The sequence below is a fragment of the Chitinophagales bacterium genome (genome assembly GCA_041392475.1).
Lineage (GTDB): Bacteria > Bacteroidota > Bacteroidia > Chitinophagales > UBA2359 > JAUHXA01.
Genome location: JAWKLZ010000003.1, coordinates 1,572,677 through 1,593,002, shown reverse-complemented (window position 1 = coordinate 1,593,002; position 20,326 = coordinate 1,572,677). Strand labels below are relative to the sequence as shown.

General features: G+C 39.0%; 16 protein-coding genes. 10 read left to right on the top strand and 6 right to left on the bottom strand.

The window, feature by feature from the left end:
- Positions 1-62: 62 nt before the first annotated feature.
- The 5 genes from R3E32_29175 to R3E32_29155 all read right to left on the bottom strand — a co-directional run bounded on the left by R3E32_29175 (position 63) and on the right by R3E32_29155 (position 3,820).
- Positions 63-287 (bottom strand): hypothetical protein, encoded by a 225-nt coding sequence (locus R3E32_29175; protein MEZ4888834.1) that lies wholly within the window; start codon positions 285-287, stop codon positions 63-65.
- Between the two features lie 52 nt (positions 288-339).
- Complete coding sequence (locus R3E32_29170) at positions 340-567, bottom strand: PLDc N-terminal domain-containing protein (protein MEZ4888833.1); 228 nt, start codon at positions 565-567, stop codon at positions 340-342.
- A gap of 269 nt (positions 568-836) precedes the next feature.
- Positions 837-2,162 (bottom strand): serine hydrolase, encoded by a 1,326-nt coding sequence (locus tag R3E32_29165; protein MEZ4888832.1) that lies wholly within the window; start codon positions 2,160-2,162, stop codon positions 837-839.
- Between the two features lie 100 nt (positions 2,163-2,262).
- The gene (locus R3E32_29160; protein MEZ4888831.1) at positions 2,263-3,078 is read right to left on the bottom strand and encodes a hypothetical protein; all 816 of its coding nucleotides are present in this window, start codon (positions 3,076-3,078) and stop codon (positions 2,263-2,265) included.
- Positions 3,079-3,307: 229 nt separating this feature from the next.
- Positions 3,308-3,820 (bottom strand): DUF1761 domain-containing protein, encoded by a 513-nt coding sequence (locus R3E32_29155; GenBank protein MEZ4888830.1) that lies wholly within the window; start codon positions 3,818-3,820, stop codon positions 3,308-3,310.
- Between the two features lie 221 nt (positions 3,821-4,041).
- Here R3E32_29155 and R3E32_29150 point away from each other — a divergent pair, with 221 nt between their 5' ends.
- The 10 genes from R3E32_29150 (at position 4,042) to R3E32_29105 (ending at position 19,419) form a co-directional block, all read left to right on the top strand.
- Complete coding sequence (locus R3E32_29150) at positions 4,042-4,770, top strand: FadR/GntR family transcriptional regulator (GenBank protein MEZ4888829.1); 729 nt, start codon at positions 4,042-4,044, stop codon at positions 4,768-4,770.
- 258 nt (positions 4,771-5,028) lie between these two features.
- The gene (locus tag R3E32_29145) at positions 5,029-8,160 is read left to right on the top strand and encodes a TonB-dependent receptor (protein ID MEZ4888828.1); all 3,132 of its coding nucleotides are present in this window, start codon (positions 5,029-5,031) and stop codon (positions 8,158-8,160) included.
- 79 nt (positions 8,161-8,239) lie between these two features.
- A complete protein-coding gene (locus tag R3E32_29140; GenBank protein MEZ4888827.1) occupies positions 8,240-9,610 on the top strand; it encodes a RagB/SusD family nutrient uptake outer membrane protein in 1,371 nt (456 codons plus the stop codon).
- A gap of 139 nt (positions 9,611-9,749) precedes the next feature.
- Positions 9,750-10,607: a PKD domain-containing protein gene (locus R3E32_29135; protein MEZ4888826.1), complete on the top strand. Its 858-nt coding sequence runs from the start codon at positions 9,750-9,752 to the stop codon at positions 10,605-10,607.
- Between the two features lie 242 nt (positions 10,608-10,849).
- A complete protein-coding gene (locus R3E32_29130) occupies positions 10,850-11,773 on the top strand; it encodes a polysaccharide lyase family 7 protein (protein ID MEZ4888825.1) in 924 nt (307 codons plus the stop codon).
- Positions 11,774-12,244: 471 nt separating this feature from the next.
- Positions 12,245-14,560, top strand: a complete 2,316-nt coding sequence (locus tag R3E32_29125) for a polysaccharide lyase 6 family protein (protein MEZ4888824.1) — start codon at positions 12,245-12,247, stop codon at positions 14,558-14,560.
- 50 nt (positions 14,561-14,610) lie between these two features.
- A complete protein-coding gene (locus R3E32_29120) occupies positions 14,611-16,866 on the top strand; it encodes a heparinase II/III family protein (GenBank protein MEZ4888823.1) in 2,256 nt (751 codons plus the stop codon).
- Between the two features lie 35 nt (positions 16,867-16,901).
- Complete coding sequence (locus tag R3E32_29115; GenBank protein MEZ4888822.1) at positions 16,902-17,246, top strand: cupin domain-containing protein; 345 nt, start codon at positions 16,902-16,904, stop codon at positions 17,244-17,246.
- A gap of 74 nt (positions 17,247-17,320) precedes the next feature.
- Positions 17,321-18,637, top strand: a complete 1,317-nt coding sequence (locus R3E32_29110; protein ID MEZ4888821.1) for an MFS transporter — start codon at positions 17,321-17,323, stop codon at positions 18,635-18,637.
- A 17-nt stretch (positions 18,638-18,654) separates the two neighbouring features.
- Positions 18,655-19,419 (top strand): SDR family NAD(P)-dependent oxidoreductase, encoded by a 765-nt coding sequence (locus R3E32_29105; protein ID MEZ4888820.1) that lies wholly within the window; start codon positions 18,655-18,657, stop codon positions 19,417-19,419.
- 237 nt (positions 19,420-19,656) lie between these two features.
- Here R3E32_29105 and R3E32_29100 read toward each other — a convergent pair whose 3' ends face one another.
- Complete coding sequence (locus tag R3E32_29100) at positions 19,657-20,325, bottom strand: bifunctional 4-hydroxy-2-oxoglutarate aldolase/2-dehydro-3-deoxy-phosphogluconate aldolase (GenBank protein ID MEZ4888819.1); 669 nt, start codon at positions 20,323-20,325, stop codon at positions 19,657-19,659.
- Position 20,326 lies beyond the last annotated feature (1 nt).

Genomic DNA, 20,326 nt, shown 5'->3' with positions numbered 1-20,326 from the left:
TTTCACTGTGATAGTGTTTTACTTCAATGGGCATTTTACCCTTTTCTGAGTTCATTTGTTAACTAAGCTGTGCCACCGCCGCTATTGCCGCCACCAATTGTTTTGTACAAACCAATCCCAGAAGTAAAAAATATGACTCCTAAAATAAGCGGGACAAGTGCACCAAATGCTCCCATGGATTCGCCCAAAAATTGACCGCCTCCACCTAACAATCCCATCGAGCCTATCAACATCATGATTGCACCAACTGCAATTAACACTCCTCCAATTATTTTTTTAGATTCCATTAAAGTTATTTTATGTTAAAAATATTTTTTTTGCTTATATAACTTTTAATATCTATCTACCTATCAGATAATACAATATTAAACCAACCACAGGCAAAAACAAAATCACCAAAACCCATAATAGTTTATTACCTGCTGACTTACCGCTTTGGAAAATCTCCACAGCCGCTATTAACCAAAGGATCAAATGTATAAGTCCCAATATTCCTCCATAACTGGAAAATGCTAAGGCCAAAATCGTATTCAGATTTAAACCAAAAAAACTCAATGTATTTAACATATATTTTTATGTTTTATAAATTATGTGAATGAAAGAAAGAAAACGCTCTGATTTTTTTTTTGTTTACCAGTGTCTGTAAAAAAAAACCAGCATCCAATAGGAATGCTGGTCATATAGGTAGTAAATCAAAATTAAAATAACTATTAAAATGAAAAAACATCTTGATAAACAGACAATTGAATAGCTTTAATTGTTAAGATAAATATAGCTTGCTACTTAGTGTATTCATTGTTGACAATGTCCATTGCAGTCTATCCAACAATTATTTCTTATTCCATCATCACCTTTTCCACCCAAAACATTTCACCACTTACCACTTCTAAAAAGTATATTCCATTCAAATAACTGACATTTAAGGTGTAATTCTTTTCATTAGCAGTAGTCTCCAAGATATTGTTCCCATTCAAATCATACAAGCGAACAATAGTATCTGTAGAATTGAAAGGGAGTTGAATATGAAGAACATCTTTTGAAGGATTTGGAAACACTTGTATAGAATTCATCGAAGTTTCTTCAATAGCTGTTGGCATACACTCCAAAGACATGATTCTTTTCCATATTTGATTGTGTAAGTCTAGTGCGGCCAAACTATTTGTAGTATAATTTCCCTGTCGAATCATCACCCACCCATTATCTGGAGAAATACCGATGAACTGACCTTGTGAACCAGCAGCCAAAAAAACATCAGAGGGTGCATCAGGAGCGATTGGGCCTTCAATAAAATCCGTACTTCCTGGAGGAATATACCCTTCTTTGCCGTTCAACCACCACAAATAACCATAAGAAGGATTGAGATTCTGTGAAGTATTCACCATTTGGTCATAAAAAGCAGAATCCTTCAAAATAGTTGTTTCCTTCCAAACTCCTTGATTGGCAATCAACAAGCCAAAACGAGCCATATCCCTCGCTCGGCTCACAAAAAAACTATTGTTCCCCACATCTAACCAAAACCCCGACCACATACCTATCGTATTGCGAATACGTGTATTAGTGTACTGATTAAGAGTTTGTCCCGAAACCTTTTCCAAGATGGGTTTCAATAAATTGTAGGAGCCATTGTGGTAAGCCCAACGGGTTCCGGCATCGGCTACATAAGTCAGACAATTGGGTGTGATGCAACTAAACTCTGTTTCATCCAAACCGCTTGTCATTGTGAGTTGATGACGAATGGTAATCAGAGCTTCTTTTTCGGGCGACAAACTGCTCCATCCCTGCCCTAAATAATCAGCACTGCTATCTTCTATATTCACTAAACCTTCCGCTTGTGCAATCCCTACCAATGTAGCCCTCAAACTTTTACCCGCAGAATACCAAATCCAAAGGCTGTCTTGACCAAAATCGCCAAAATATTGTTCCAACACGATTTTACCATCCTTCAAAAGGATAAAAGATTTGGTTTGTTCTACTTCCAAAAAATCGTAGAGGGCTTCAATGTCATCATCGCACCAATTGAGGGAAGTAGGTGAAATAGTCTCCCAATTATTGCCAATCAAAGGAGGAAAATAAATGTCTTGTACTTTTGTAGAAGCATTGAATTGAAGTAAGCACAGCAGCAGTATAAAAGATTTGGCCATTTTGAGGATGTTATTTTTCATTTTAGATAAAAATAATACCTTTTAGACAACCTTTCAAATGATTTTATTCCCTTCTCTTACAATTATTTATCCGAATTATTGAAATTCAATTATCTGAACCTCAAACATAGCCTCCAATTTCCACTTTTTGAGTTTGTCCTTGCTCCAAAGGCTTCAATTTATGCAATGCCAAAGTACTCGCTACTGCTGCAATACACGCACCCATCACAGCTCCAATAATAGGTATGAAAAGTAGAATGTAAAACACCATCCCAATAGCAGTGGCCAAACCTGCATATCGGCGTATGATTTCCTCACTTTGTCTAACCGTTTTACCCCTCTGTTTGAAGTAATTGTCCATAAGAACTACTCCCAAAAAATAACACTGAGCGATAAAAATCAAAGGTGTTTTGAGAAAATCTATGCCCAAAATGCCAAGAACAATGCCGATAATGATTGTGACAATCAACTCCAAAATATACTTTTGAATAATCACCTTCACAGCTCTAATCTGATCTGCAATGAATTCTTTGAAGGTCAAATGAAATGGAACTCCTGTAAGTACCTCCGTAGTTTTTCCACCAAAATGAATAATCAACACCTCCAAAGCCAAGACAATGAGATATTTAAAACCACCCAAAAAGAAAAGTTGGTAACTTTCTGTACCTACTTTGCTAAACAAATGAAAAATGCTGCTTGTCATCTCAATGGGATTGAAGAGAGGTATGTTGAGTAGAAATTCCATCAACATCATAAATATCTTGACTCCCAATACAACACCTGCCAATACAGAAAGTCTATTCAACCAACCATATTGTTTCATTCCCTTCCAAAGTTCATGTTTTTGGATAAAAGAGACGGCTTTGGAAAAAAAAGACAAGCCCAATGTGAAGTGAATAAGAAAATGAGCGAGAAAATGAGTCAATTTTGAAAGCATAGCTGATTCTATTAGTTAGTACCAATAAAGCTACTAAATCCATCAATAAGTTCCCAAAAACTCCCCTTTCAACTATAAAAATACCCAATAAACTGCTATTTTTAAAAAAAGAAATGAGTCTATTCTTCTGTATTGCAGCTTATTGGGTTATTCTTTCTAAGAAAATCAGGATAAAAATTTAGGTTTCTTTAACACAATCTTCAAAAGCCTTTTATAAACTTCAAATCGGTTAAGACAAAGAAGCATAAACGAGTGTTTGACACAAAATACCTCCCATCAATATCAAACTGATGAGCCAATACCCCGTATGAATCAATACATATTTCCATCCCCTTCTTTCAAAAAGTGCATTAATCGCAATCACTGGCAGCAAAAAGAAAATTGTGGTAATAGTTCCATGTATTGCGCCATGACCAAATGACCTAAAATTATTGCCGTAAGTAGCCATCAAATCATTAAAAGTCTGTTGAGCAGCACTTCCCGACTCCATTACATCAGGCATCATCATAGCAAATACTTGACCTTGATGAATGACCAAACCTCCCAAGAAAAAAGCTATGAAAAAGCTGAACACATAACACAGTCCAAAAATCAACGCCATATTGGCACCCTGTAGGCTTTCTTCGGTAAAGCCGTTGGTTTTCATCCAAGCTCCTCCCATTACTTTGGGATGATAATACACCGCTCCAACAAGTAAAGGAATCAGTGCAACGAGAAAATACATGTAGAAATTTGTAGGCATAATATTATTTGTTTTGGATTAGAAAATACCTTACAAACTTAGCAAAAAAATTTATTTTTTAGCATTAACAAACATTTTAATTTAAGTTAAGAAGGGTTAAAATATTCCCAACTATTTTTTTTTCTTTACAAATCTAAAATTTGTTTTTTTTTGTAAAAAATTTCGTCTATATTTGTCAAACCAAAAATTGGCAGACCAATTTTTAGCCAACCAATAGTGATATGAGTGTACTAAAAAATTTCCAAGAAATAGTTATTGAAACCCCTGTTGATAAAATCATCAAGCAAATCAGAAGTTTGATCACTTCTGGACAATTAGAACCAGGTGACAAACTTCCTCCAGAACGAAAATTAGCGGAAAGGTTGGGCGTAGGTAGAACACACGTCCGAGATGCCATCCGAAAATTAGAATTTTACGGCATATTAAAAACACTTCCTCAAAGCGGTACCATTGTGGCAGGAATTGGTATTGCAGCTTTGGAGGGACTAATTACAGATGTATTGAAACTCGAAAACAATGATTTTGCTTCTTTGGTCGAAACTAGGGTGATGCTTGAAACCAATGCAGCGAGCCTTGCAGCTTTGCGACGTACTCCAGAAGACATTATCAATATCCAAAAAGCATCGGAAGCTTATGCTGAAAAGGTGAAGAATGGCAAGCAGGCCATTGAAGAAGATTTGATGTTTCACCTCAAAATTGCCGAAGCTAGTAAAAATTCGGTATTGAAGTCCTTGATGCTGATTATTATTCCCGATATCATCAGCAGTTTTATCAAATTGGACATTTGTAAAGAAGACCACTTCAATAAAGTTTTGGAAGAACATCAAGACATATTAGAACACATTGTAAATCAAGAGCCTGAGCTGGCATCAAAAGCGATGCGTTTGCATTTGAGCGATGTCATCAAATACAGCAATGAACTGAAACAAGGAAATGGAAGATTATTATAAATAACAAGAGAACTGGTAACTATCAGTTGCCAACTCTTGCTTATCATTTAGCCCCAGACTGACTGGATTCACACCTCATCTATCAATAAGTTTTAGAAGAGGTAAAGACAAAATTTTAAGCCATAACAAAAGAATTTATCAACAAGATTTCTCCTATTGAAGGGGAATTTTTTGCCTAAAACGAAGTATATAATTATTGATAAAAAAGCCCACATGGCAGTGTGAGCTTTAGTAAAATCACAAACAAAATGTTGCGTTATGATAACAAAATTAACAAAAAAAATCAAACTTTTAAAATTAGCTTTTTGCTTGCTGGCAATTGTGCTATGTTTACCTCAATCTATAGTGGGGAATATCCTACTGAATGAGCAATCTATTACCAATATTCCTCCTACGGTAAGCGGAACCATTACTTCGGAAGAAGATGGACAACCGCTTATTGGTGTGACAGTTTTAGTAAAAGGAACTACAAACGGAACGGTTACTGACTTAGATGGCAAATACAGTATTGATGCTGAAGAAGGCGATGTATTGGTATTTAGTTACATCAGTTACAAAACCCAAGAAGTAACTGTCAATGGTGCTACTGCAATTAATTTGGTAATGAAAACCGATGTGGCTCAACTCGATCAGATTGTAGTTATTGGTTATGGTGGACAGAAAAAATCCCACCTCACAGGTTCTATCTCCAAAGTGAAAAACGAACAACTCGATCAAATTCCGATTTCTCGTGTAGATGATGCTTTGGTAGGACAAGTAGCGGGTGTAAACATCCAAATGACCAACCCTGCTGCGGGTGAGGCTCCAACGATTCGAGTACGTGGGCAAGGTTCTATTTCCTTTGATTCCAACCCTTTGATTGTTGTCGATGGAATCAGTGTAGGTACGGATGCCGACTTTCTTTCCAGTTTGGACATGAACGATGTCGAATCCATTGAAGTGCTAAAAGACGCAGCTTCTTCTGCCATTTACGGTTCGAGAGGGGCAAATGGTATTTTGATGATTACCACCAAACAAGGAAAAGAAGGTCCGACTAAATTTACCTATGATAGTTATGTAGGCTTCAAATCTGTTCCTGAAACAGATGTTTTGACCACAGTAGATGATTGGTTGCAGTTTGTCCAAGCAGAAAATGGAGAATTAACCGACCGAGCAAAATACATTCAACAATTGGGTAGTTACACCAATTGGGAAGATGTGATGTTTGACGGAGGTGCGATTCAAAGTCATTCCTTGGCGGCAAGAGGGGGAAGTAAAAACACCCAATTTAGAGCATCTATGAGTTATCTGAACGATGAAGGTGTACTACTTACCGACAATTTCAAAAAACTCAACTTCCGACTGAATTTAGATACCAAAATCAACGATCGGATTTCTTTTGGAGTCGTATTGAACCCATCTCATACTGAGCAGAGAAGATTCCCAATTGGTATTCACGATGCGATTCGTCAAAACCCTTGGCTGCCGCTATACTTAGACGAAAACACGATTCAGTTTGTCAATAGAACCAGAGAAAATGGCCGATGGGCAAATGCCCAAATCGGTGACTATGCGATGGAACGTATGTTCGACGACTACGATTTGGCAGCAGGTCAACCGAGTACAGGCAATGGCTTAGACATCAGTTCAACTTCTAATCAAAGTGCTTTGGCAAAAGTATTGGAGCGAGATCGACGTAAGTTCCAAACCAAAATATTCGCCAATGCTTATGTGAACGTAAACATTGCAGATGGATTTTTCTTCAAGCAATCTGTTGGTGGTGATTTTAGAGAAACCAAAAATACCCAGTGGGCAGGTGTACAAGCATCCAGAAATGGAGCTGCCGACTCTGAATCCATCAGAAGTTCTGCTACCGAATTTCACACGGTTTCGGAAAGTACCTTGAACTTCAATAAGGATTTTGGCGACCACGAAATTGGTGTAGTAGCAGGTTTTGCGTATGAGCAATGGGACAGAGAATACAGTTCGTTGGAAGCAGCAGGTTATGCGTTTGACTACATCGAAACTATTCCTGCTGCAAACTTGGTAGGGGGCGAAACCACTGAATTTGAAGAAAAATTGGTGTCATACTTATCGAGAATCACCTATGCTTACAAGGACAAATATTTGCTTTCGGTGAGTGCCAGAACAGACGGTAGTTCCAAATTTGGACCAGACAATAAATTTGGATTTTTCCCCGCAGCATCTGTCGGTTGGAGAGTTTCACAAGAAGATTTTTTGGTGGCCAATAGATTTATCTCTGACTTAAAACTTCGGTTCAGTTACGGTATCACAGGAAGTAATTCAGGTATTGGAGAATACGATTACATCGGTTTGGTTTCTCCTGTCGGAACAGCTCTTGGCGGTACTTCAACGGGCTTCAATGCCACCAACATATCCAACTCTGAACTTCAATGGGAAAAATTAGTTGAATACAACCCTGGGATTGATGCCTCTTTCTTTGACGGTCGTTTTGGTTTATCTTTTGACTACTATAATAGAACAAGTGAAGATTTATTGTTAGACCTTCCGATTCCTTCAGTGACAGGTTTTGGAACGGCATTGGTGAACAAAGGTGTGGTAGAAAACAAAGGCTTTGAATTGGAATTGCGTTCTAAAAACGTGAAAGGTCCAGACTTCTCATGGTCGACTTCTGCTATATTTACCCACAACAAAAATACACTTATCGACTTTGCAGGAGCAGACGGACTCATCAGCATCGTGGACGACAAACGTGCTGCCGAATGGATTGCATTAGAAGGGAGTCCTATTTCTTCTTACTACGGCTACGTTGTGAAAGGGGAAATTGACCCTCAATACATCAATGATCCTTACTATCCTATCAATGGACAATCACAAGATGTGTACGCAAAAGACTTGAATGGCGACGGTGTAATTGACACCGACGACCGTACCGTGTTGGGTTCACCTTATCCAGATTTGATTTGGAGTGTAAGCAATAACTTCAACTTCAAAGGCTTTGATTTGAGTTTCATGTTCCAAGGCTCACACGGCGCAGAAATCCGAAACATTTCTTCACAGTATATCAACAATGAGTTTGCAAGCAGTCAAGATTATACCAGCGACTTCCCAGACAAAGATTTGGTTGTAGAGCGAATTTTCACCAACGATGATATTCAAGATGCTTCTTATGTTGCATTGAGGAACTTAAACCTGGGTTATACCTTCAAACGAAATATGCTAGAAAACATTGGAATTCAAAAATTAAGAGTCTATGTTGGCGCACAAAACCTGCTTTACATTATGGCAGACGGTTATGTGGGTTACAATCCAGAAGGATCAGGTGAAGGAACAGTAGCAGGATTATCCTCTCCATTGACTTTCGGCTATCAAAGAGGCCCCGCACCTCTTTATAGAACCATTTCGGCTGGTGTAAACCTTGCTTTTTAAACGATGAAGCATTGAGAAAATAGAAGTTTAAAAAAACCTCTGTTTTCTATTGTACTCTCTAAAATCAAAAAATAAAATAATGACAAATAAAATATATAAATCAATCTATTTTCTCATTTTCTCCATGTTCTTCATGGCATGTGACAAAGAAGACTTGAACCTCAATCCTAAATCTGCCATTGGCGACAACGCTTTCTATACCAATGTAGAAGAAGTGCAAGGCGCAGTGATAGCCATTTACGATGGACTTCAAGCAGTTCCCTTGCGTGAATTTGCCTTAACAGAAATGCGTTCCGACAACACCAAAACCAAATCAAGCGAAGGCGATTGGGCACAGTTTGAAAGTTTCAATGTAAAACCTACCAATCTTGCAGTGGGTGATTACTGGTTAGCCAACTACAATGTGATTTTCAGAGCCAATCGTGTATTGGAACATTTGGATGTAGTAAACAATGCTACTTTGAAAAGCCAATTTGAAGGTGAAGCTAAATTTGCAAGAGCTTTGTCTCACTTCAATTTGGTTAGAGCTTTTGGTAGTGTACCCATTATTGACAAGGTAATCATCCAAACCGACACCGACTATTTCGATAGAGATGCTGCAAGCTCAGTATTGGCTTTCATTGAAGCCGATTTGACGGCTGCCAGAAGCGCATTACCCGCAAGTTCGCCTTACGGACGGGCTACAAGTGGTGCTGCAGCCGCACTTTTAGCAAAAGTTCAATTGACACAAGGAAATTATGCAGGTGCAGAAGCTATCTTGGCAGATGTAGTAGCCAGTGGAAACTATTCATTGCTTGCAAACTATTCAGATGTGTTTTATACAGAAGGAAACAACGAAATCATCTTTGCCATTCCTTACCTCAACGACAATACCAACGAAAGCCAAGATTTCTCTTTTGAGATGACCGCAGGCGGTCGAGTCAGTGGCTTGAACTACGTCACCAGCGACTTTGTAGCAGCAGTAGATCCTTTAGATACAGAAAGATCTGCCGTACTTTTCAATCCAAGTAATACTGCTGAAGTAGGCAAATTCCTAACGACTTCTGCTGATGCTCGTTTGTGCGGCAATGATTGGATTGTTCTACGATTGGCGGATGTTTATTTGATGCACGCCGAATCAATCATGGCAGGGGGCGCATCTACCAAAGATTTGGATGCCCTTGCTTCTTACAATGCTATCAGAGCAAGAGTGGGATTGAGTACATTGCCTTTAGATGGTAGTGCTACTTTGACCAAGGAAATGTTGATGAAAGAAAGACGTGTTGAATTGGCTTTTGAAAACCATCGTTTTTACGATTTGGTACGTTTTGGTGCAGCAGAATCAGTCTTGAGTGCTTTCGCAGCAGGTCAAAGTTATTCTTTTGAAGCAACTGATTTATTGTTGCCTATTCCACAAAACGAAATCAATGTGAGTCAAAATCTTTTGACACAAAATCCTGGTTATAATTAATTTAGTGATTAGAAGAATTAGTGACTGGTGATTTGTAGCCGATTCAAGTTTGAAGGTTATACAAAACCAATAACCAGTCACTAATTACCACATTCACCATTAAATAAAAATTTATAAAATAATAAAACATCATTTTCAAATGAAAACGATTAACAATAAAATATACATCACAAACTTCAATACCTTCTCATTGAAGTCTTTTTTCCTCACTGCAATGATGGCAGTTCTCTTTTCAGCTTGCGAAAAAAACGTATTGCCAGAAGAAGGGTCTATTCCAGATTTAACTCCCCCAAGTGCGAGCTTTGCTTTCACACCAAGTGATGCCGACTATCTTCAAATAACTTTCAGCAACGAATCAGGTAGTGCGACCGACTATACTTGGGATTTTGGAGATGGCATGACTTCAACCGAAAAAAATCCTGTTCACACCTATTCTGCCGCAGGAGATTACACCGTTTCTTTGACATCTTCTGACAAACTGAATGTAAGTAGTACAACCACTAGAACCATCGAAATTAAAGAACCTGTCAATGATTTCGTTCCCGTTATTCTCAATCCTGGTTTTGATATTGAAGGAGATGACAGTTATAGAGATCATTGGAAAAATGGTGATTTGGGAGGTGTATTGCAGATTACTTCCGACCCCGTTCACGATGGTCCTAAAGCTGCAAAATTTCCTTCGGCGGGTGATAGAATTGCTTACCAATTGATTACCGTTCAAGCCAACAAAGATTACATCGTTTCTTTCTACTATACCATGAAAACTTCGCCAGAAGGCACCATGACAGTAGCGATTTTGGCGGGTGATGTGACCGACCCAGATAAAGTAGCCGATGCTACTATTGATTCTGTTACATTGACCGACCAATCAGATTCAGGCACCTATGTATTGGATTCTGTTAGTTTCAATTCTGGTGACAATACTGAAGTGGCTATTTTGGTCACCAATGTAGGTGTAGAATGTAGAATTGACAGTTTTACGATTGTAGAAGATTAACTTAGTGATTAGCTGATTGGTGACTTGTGATGGCTTATATAAGCGCACAAGTCACCAATCATCCCACTTACTATTAAACAATAGCTCGTAGTTTTTTTCTAATAAATTGATAATCAGATTATTAGAAAATAAATTAATTTTTACAACTATCTGATAATCAAATCTCTGCGTCTCTCTGTCTCTGCGTTTAGTAAAAACTACCCGAACCATTGATTAAATAAAATGTAATAAAAACGAACTTAATGACCTTTATCCAACTCCGTTTGAAAACTTCCCTAATTACTATATTCTTTTTGTGTTTGGCTTTCAGCACTTCAAGTTGCAAAAAGACCAGTCTGCAAAAACCAGAAGGAGAATACATTCCGCCTCCAGAAGAAGAGGAGGAAGAAAACCCCAATGAAGGAACAGAAATATTCCCCAACATTGACCTAAATCATTGGAAAGTCACACTTCCTATCGGGAATCCAACCGAAGTAGCTCCGCCTGCAATTTTGGACTATGCGAATAACCCGACTTTGAAGCCCTTTATGTATGATGATACAACGGATGGCTCACTCGTTTTTTATACCTATCCCAATGCCTCAACCGCCAATTCTTCTTATTCTCGAACTGAATTGCGAGAACAAATGGAATCAGGCAATAACAATGTCAATTGGACTTTTGCACAGGGCGGAAATATGCGGGGAACGCTCGCTGTGCCTGAAATATCCAAGGGTTCGGACGGCAAAGACCACCGCACCATCATCATGCAAATCCACGGAAGATTGACCAACGAACAGCGAGATTTGATTGGAGAAGACGACAACAATGCTCCTCCAATGCTTAAAATCTACTGGCACTATGGCTATGTGCGGGTCAAAACCAAAGTGTTGAAAAACCTAAACGCATCTGATACAGAGATACTTTCAGTAGATGCTTGGGACGATGATGATGGACATACCTTCAATGAATATGTAGGTTATGACAAGTTTACCCTCGAAGTGAAAGTACAGGAAGGCAGAATGGAGGTTATTCTAAACGACAATGAATCTGTTGTTTACGATGATATTCACATCCAAAAATGGGGAGTGTTTGAAAACTACTTCAAAGCAGGGAATTACTTTGCTACCAAAGATGAAGGAGCTTTTGCCAAAGTGAAATACTATGAATTGGAAGTGACGCATTAATGCACTAAAGCACGAAAACAAAAAATTTTAAAATTTCCATTTTCTATTGTTCACAAAATGAGAACATCTAATAAATTCAAAAATGGACTACTCCAAAGAAGTTCAATATTTGTAGAAAGTCAAGAAAAAGCAATTACCAACTCTGTAGGATTTTTGGACTTTGGACGAAAGACAAAAGACGTAAATATTTGGTTATGAATAAATTGCATTAAAAATGTAATTTCACTTAATTCCTTTGCTGTCAATAATTCAATTTTTTTTGTCTTATGTCTTTAATCTTTCGTCCAAATTCTAAAAGAGTTGAACATCAGTAATACTTGCTATTTGTTTTTGGATTGAACTTCGAAGGAGTTCTATAATTACTTTCCAATTTTTTCTACAAATATTTAAGTCCTGATGGACTTACCCAAATAGCAACTATATACCTTATTTTTTTTTAAGAAATCATCTATCTGTATTCAACAATAACCTATGAATCTCAATACAAACCAATTATCTTCGACCTATTTCATTCTTTTACTTTGTATACTATCTTCAATGAGTTGTAGCAATAGCACCGCACAAACAACAGGCTTAGTACACAACCTCGAAGAATTCAAAAAAACCGTTGAATCTGCAAAAGCAGGCGATAAAATCATTTTGGCAAACGGTGTTTGGAAAGATGTGGAATTGGTTTTTGTGGGTGAAGGAACGGAAAAAGCTCCAATTACCTTGACCGTTGAAGAAAAGGGAAAAGTCACCCTTGAAGGGCAGTCCAATTTGAGGATGGCGGGCGAATATTTAGTGATAGAAGGTTTGGTTTTTAAGAACGGTTTTACTCCAACCAATGAAGTCATTTCTTTGAGGAGAAACAAAGAATATCTCTGCAATAACTGCCGAGTAACAGAATGTGTAATAGACAATTATAGCAATCCAGAGCGTTTTGAATCCGATTACTGGGTCGGAATTTACGGCAAAAACAACCGATTCGACCACAACTATCTCACAGGAAAACGCAATCATGGAGTAACACTTGCAGTGCGCTTAACCACAGAAGAAAGTCAAGAAAACCACCACCAAATAGACCACAATTATTTTGGTTATCACCCAATTTTGGGTTCAAATGGTGGCGAAACTTTGAGGATTGGCACAAGCCATCATTCACTGACCAACTCCAATACGCTTGTCGAAAACAACTACTTCGACCGCTGCAATGGTGAACATGAAATCATCTCCAACAAGTCTTGTCAAAACATTTATCGGGGTAATACTTTCTACGAATGTCAAGGCACACTAACCATGCGACATGGAAACGAAACACTGGTCGAAAGTAACTATTTTTTCGGCAATGGCAAGGCAAACACAGGCGGTATCCGCATCATCAACGAAAAACAAAAAGTAGTCAATAACTACTGCGAAGGCTTGACAGGCTACCGTTTTAGAGGGGCTTTGGTGATTATGAATGGTGTCCCCAATTCACCTTTGAACCGCTACTTTCAGGTCAAGGATTCGGAGGCTTCCAACAATACTTTCATCAATTGCGACTACATTCAACTCTGTGCAGGAAGTGATGAAGAACGCTCTGCCACACCCGAAAATACAGTGGTCTCCAACAATCTGTTTTATAACGAAAAAAAGGACGACTTATTCACTGTTTACGACGACATTAGTGGAATCAAATTTGAAGGAAACATACTCAGCGAGAATATACAAGCTATTGCAAAAAAAGGTTTTGAGAACAAAAAAATCATCTTAGAAAGAAACAAAGAGGGCATTTTGATGCCCAAAGGAGACACTGCAAAAGGTGCAGGAATTACAGAGGTAAAAGACCATGCAAGTCCCGAAAATACTGGCGTGACTTGGTATCCTCTTATTGATGAGGAAGTTCGTTTTGGAACGGGAAAAGTGATTGCAGTCAAGGCAGGTATGAATACGCTTTTTGATGCTGCAAAAACGGCTCAAAAAGGAGATATTTTGGAGCTAGAAGCGGGTGAATACATGCTCACCAAAGCCATAGACCTCTACTACCCTATCACCGTGAGAGCTGCAAAAGGAGCAAAAGAAAAACCCTTTCTCCAATTTCAGAAAACCTCTTTGTTCAACATCGAAAATGGTGGGAGCTTAACCCTGCAAAATGTAGTTGTAGATGGTATGGAATCGCCTGACAGTCCAGGCAATGCAGTCATTCGCACAAGTCGCTATTCGATGAATCACAACTACAAATTGTTCGTTGAAGACTGTAAATTCCAAAACCTGGACATCAACCACAGCTTTGAAGTACTGAAAGTATTCCAAAATACCTTTGCAGATTCCATTCTTTTACGCAATTCTGTTTTTGACAACATTTCGGGTTCTGTTTTGAGCCTCGATAAAGAAACGGATGACATCGGGATTTACAATGTCGAAAATGTAGTGATAGAGAACTGCGAATTTAATGACATTGAAGGAGTTGCAGTAAATCTACATAGAGGTGGCGGAGACGAAAGCACTTTTGGCCCTATCCTCGAAATCAACCATTCTACCTTCAATAAAGTGGGTTATGGCAAGCGCAATAAGACGGAGGCGGCTATTTCTTTGCATGGCGTTCAGTTCATCAACATCGAAAATAGCAGTTTTAATGATTCTGAATCTTTGAAAATGCACCTTAGTGTCGGTGAACCTGTGGTCAACATTTCTCACTCCAATTTTTCTAATTCTAAGGGGATTATTTCGAACGACGATGCTTATAAATTAGTTGAGGTGACGGAAAAAGAGACAGCAGTGGATTTGAAAGGAAATGACGGGAAGGCGATTGGAATATTTCGATAAAACAAGGTGTCGGATACATTGAAGGTACGATACCTGATAAGCAAAATAACTTGAACAAAATCAAAAACATACAAACATTTTTCCTGCTGCTATTTATCACTGCAATAGCAACTGCCCAAACACATCCCAAATTGATGCTCACACCAAAAGGAGTTGCAACAATTCGGGCAGAACTGGGCAAAGTCCCGCTATTTGATGCAGAATTGAAGGCAACAATTGAAGAAGTTAATGCAGAAATTGAAGAAGGTATTCACGTGCCGATTCCAAAAGACATGGCGGGCGGCTACACGCATGAACGTCACAAAAAAAACTTTTTCATTCTTCAAAAAGCGGGCAATTTATTTCAGATAACAGGAGATGAAAAATATGCAATTTACATTCGAGATATGTTATTGGAGTATGCCAAAATATACCCCAAATTGGGTTTGCACCCTGCAAACAAATCTTATGCCACAGGTAAAATATTTTGGCAATGTTTAAACGATGCAAATTGGTTGGTATATGTGAGTCAGGCGTATGATTGCATCTATGATTGGCTCCCAATCAAACAGCGCAAACACTTGGAGAATGACTTGTTTCGACCTTTTGCGGATTTCTTGTCTATCGGCAATCCTCAGTTTTACAACCGCATCCACAACCACAGTACATGGGGCAATGCGGCAGTCGGGATGATAGGCTTAGCAATGGACGATGAAGAATTGGTTAATCGGGCTTTGTATGGATTAAAGTCAGACGATATTCCTAAAGATTTGATGGACAATGATGGTGGTTTTATCAAAATTGAAGGTCAAAAATCTGCTGGTTTTTTGGCTCAGTTAGATTACTCATTTTCACCAGATGGTTATTTTACTGAAGGGCCTTATTACCTCCGATATGCAATGTCGCCTTTTTTGTTGTTTGCCAAATCACTGTCAAACAGTCGTCCAGATTTGAATATCTTCAATTATAGAGACAAAATACTTCAAAAATCCGTTTATGCGCTCCTCAATCAAACCGACGCAAACGGTGTGTTTTTTCCCATCAACGACTCTCAAAAAGGAATGTCGTGGTTGGCAAGGGAGGTAATCGCAGCCGTTGATATTGCATACTATGATTTTGGAAACGACCCCGAATTGTTATCAATTGCAGCATTGCAGGAGCAGGTTTTGCTAGACGAAACGGGTTTTGCAGTAGCGAAGGATTTGGCGAAAGGATTGGCACAGTCTTTTGAACAAAAACCCATTGCCTACACCGATGGAGCAGATGGCAAGCAAGGTGGTGTGGGAATTTTGCGGACAAAAGGACAAGAATCGGGCGAATTATGTTTGGTGATGAAATATTCGGAACAGGGTATGGGACATGGGCATTTCGACAAACTATCTTATTCACTTTACGATGAATCGGGCGAAGTCATACAAGATTATGGCGCAGCTCGTTGGGTGAATATTGACCAAAAAGGGGGCGGTCGTTACCTACCCGAAAACAATACTTTTGCGAAACAAAGTATCGCTCACAATACAGTAGTGGTCAATGAAAAATCGCACTACAATGGGGATATAAAAATAGGCTCGAAATACGCTCCAATCCCCTACTACTTCAATGCCGAAAACGATGCGCTGCAAATCGTTAGCGCAAAATCAAGTCATGCGTATGAGGGTGTGGAAATGCACCGCACGATGGTTTTATTGAAGAACGAGAGTTTTCACAAACCGATTTTGATAGACCTCTTTCGGATGCAGTCTGATTCTGCCCAACAATACGATTTGCCGACTTGGTTTCAAGGGCATTTATTGTCCAACAATTTTGAATACAAAGCCGAAACGGAATCTTTGAAGCCGATTGGCAAAGAGCATGGTTATCAGCATATTTGGAAGGAAGCTCAAGGTAAAGCAGATGGAAAAAATGCCAAATTGACTTGGTTTTTGAACGGTAAATTTTTCTCGATGACAGCGCTGACTTCAAAAGAGGATGATTTGATTTTTGCCCGAAGCGGTGCAAATGATTCCAACTTCAATTTGCGTCACGACCCTACTTTTATTATCCGCAAAAATGAAGCGAAAAATGCACTGTTTTGTTCGGTGATTGAACCGCATGGGAATTACAATCCTGTTGGTGAGATTCCACACAGTCCGTTTAGTAGCATTGATAAATTGGAGGTTATTGTTGATACTGAAGATTATACGATTGTAAGTTTTAGCAACCAAAAAGAAAAAGTTTGGACGCTAATGTTAGCGAATCAGGACAATTCGGAGGAAACGCAACATGCAATTGAAGTTGATGGAAAAACGTATGAATGGAAAGGAGTTTTTTCTCTAATGGAGAATTGAATACAATACAATTATTAAACAAACATAACAGGAAGATGAATCCTACCAAAACAGGCAAAGATTTTTTTTTTAAAGAAGAACAGGAATGGGAACAAGTTGATCCCTTGATACGGCGGCAAATTCATGGTTATGACGACAAAATCATGCTCGTCATTGCCGACTTCAAAGCAGGCGGTGTCGGACAAATGCACAATCACCATCATTCGCAAGTAACTTATGTACAAAGTGGTGAATTTGAAATGACCATTGGCGACCAAGTAAAAACCATCAAAGGCGGGGATTCTTACTACATCCCTCCAATGGTTATGCATGGTTGTACCTGTATAAAAGACGGACAATTGATTGATGTTTTTAGTCCATTAAGAGAAGATTTTTTATAAGAATCAGGCAGTACTTTGACTAAATATGGGCAGAGCCGTCCATCGTCAACCGTCTGCCGTCAACCGTAAACAAAATGAAATTAAAAGGACTACGATGGTGGGTTATTGCTTTGATTGCTCTTGCCACAATTATCAATTATATTGACAGACAATCACTTGGTGTTCTATGGCCAGAGATTGCGATGGATCTTTATCCAGATAGTACGGATGATGAGAGAAAAGAAATTTACGCATTGATTTCTGTTATCTTTGTGTTTTCTTATGCCTTTGGTCAAGCTATCTTTGGGAAGATTTTCGACTGGGTTGGAACACGATTGGGCTTTGCTTTGTCCATTGGTGTATGGTCTATTGCAACTGCACTTCACGCCTTAGCTCGTGGCGTACTTAGTTTTGGTATTTTTCGAGCCATTTTAGGAATTGCAGAAGCAGGGAACTGGCCAGGAGCTGCAAAAGGAAATGCCGAATGGTTTCCAACAAAGGAACGGGCTTTGGCTCAAGGGTTGTTCAATTCTGGTGCAGCTATCGGAGGGATTATCTCTATTCCACTTATCGCATTTCTGACGATTCATTTCAATTGGCAAATGATTTTCATTCTGGTTGGTCTGACGGGTTTGATGTGGCTGATTCCGTGGATGATTTTGGTCAAAGCTCCACCTAAGTCGCATCCGTGGATAACAGAGGAAGAACGGCAATACATTTTAAGTGGTCAAAAAAATCCAACCCCCAACGAAGTTGCCCAACTCGAAGAAGAGGGATATAACCCAACGACCAAAGAACTGTTATCCCACAAGGAAAGCTGGGGTGTTATCATTGCATCCGCAGTGATTGACCCGATTTGGTGGTTGTTTGTTTTTTGGATTCCGATTTACCTATTTGAAGTCTATGGTATGGATGTCAAAACGATTGGGATTTACGGTTGGGTGCCTTATGTAGGTGCAATGTTTGGAGCTTGGTTTGGTGGACTTTTGGCACAAAACCGCATCAAAGTAGGCTGGACAGTTGATAAAACTCGGAAACTGGTCATTACTCTTGGCTGTTTAATTATGTTGCCATCCTTATTGGCCATGGCAAGCCCAGGAACTCCCGTTAATGCGGTGCTTATCATGGCGGTTATCCTGTTTGGTTTCCAGACAGCAATCGGAAATGTTCAAACATTACCGAGTGATATGTTCGGAAAGAAAACGGTGGGTACTTTGTCAGGATTTTCAGGAATGGCTGCTAAGTTAGGGGCTGTGGGGCTTACTTCTCTCGTTCCGTGGCTTACTGCGGGCGGCAATTATACCCCTGCCTTTGTGATTGGTGCTACTTTGGCGGTGATTGCGATGGCGAGTATTTGGATTTTGTGTCCGAAGATTGAACCTTTGAAACCTAAATTTTATACAAAAAAATAATTAAAATATTTTTATAAATGAAGAAATTAAACGGAAAAGTAGCAATAATAACCGGTGCCACCGGTGGTATTGGCTTTGCAGTAGCAAAAAGATTAGGTCAAGACGGATATACTTTAGTATTAAACGGCCTTGATGATGAAGCAGGAGCTAAAAGAGTTGAAGAACTTACTGCAGAAGGGATTACGGCTGAATATTGCGGATTCGATGTTACTAAGGAAGAGCTTGTAACTAAGAACATCACTGCAATTGGTGAAAAGTATGGAAAAATTGATGTGCTTGTAAACAATGCAGGTGGATTAGGTGGAAGATCCAGGTTTGAAGATATGACAACAGAATTTTACAGATTTGTAATGGCATTAAACTTGGATTCTGTATTTTTCGCTTCAAGAGCGGCAATACCTTTCCTTAAAAAGGGAGAAAATCCTACAATCATTAACTATACATCAAATGCAGCATGGAATGCAGGAGGCCCTGGAGCTGGAATTTATGGAACATCCAAAGCTGGTGTCCATGCAATTACGAGAGCGTTAGCAAAAGATTTGGCAGAATATGGAATTAGAGTTAATGCAGTATCTCCCGGTACAATTGACACTCCATTTCATAAGCAAATTAAAGACACGAAACCAGAAGTTTTTGCTTCTTGGGCAAATAACATTATGCTGGGAAGGTTAGGTCAACCAGAAGATGTTGCGGGGGTTGTTTCTTTCTTAGCTAGTAAAGATGCCGCATTCTTAACAGCAGAAACGATTCAAGTTGGCGGTGGTCAAGCATTAGGAATCTAAGAGTATATTTAAATTTTCAGGTACTCATAATTTTAATTTATGAATTTAGCAGGTAAAACTGCCTGGAGGTTTAACGTTTTCTTAAAACAGAAATAAGGCATTAGTAGTAATTTAGTTTCATAATATTTATTGGTTTGTAAGCTATGCGAAATGTTGATAAGGCATTTTTGCATAGCTTTTTTTTGAGGGAGGGGCGCAAAAGAATGAAAATTTTTGTTTCTTTTATTTCGATTTTCATTAACCCCTTATCCTTTCAATCATTTCCAAAACCTCTCGCACTTTTCTTTCCAAAGCTGCATAATCACCTGCTTCAATAATCTCCTTAGAAATCAATTTTGACCCCATACCCACACACGTTACCCCCGCTTCAAACCAGGCTGTCAGGTTTTCGATGGTAGGCGAAACACCTCCTGTTGGCATGATGCTCGTCCACGGACAAGGACCTTTGACCGCCTTAACAAAAGAAGGCCCCAATACCTCTCCTGGGAAAATTTTCACAATTTCTGCTCCCATTTCCTCAGCAGTTGCAATTTCGGTTAGCGTTGCACAGCCAGGTGCCCACAATATCTTTTTTCGATTGCAAACAATCGCAATATCCTGCCTATAAACAGGTGTTACCACAAAATTTGCCCCCAATTGAAGGTACAAAGAAACTGTCCCTCCATCAGTCACTGAACCTACACCCAACATCATTTCAGGTAGTTCTCTGGCTGCAAAAAGATTGAGCTCTCTAAATACCTCGTGTGCATAATCCCCTCTATTGGTGAACTCTAATATTCTTGCACCACCCTTGTAACAAGCCTTTAGGAGTTGTTTTCCTACCTCAATATTGCTGTGATAAAATAACGGAACCAAACCTGTATGCTCCATTGTCTGAGCAACTTGTATTCTTGTAAATCGAGCCATT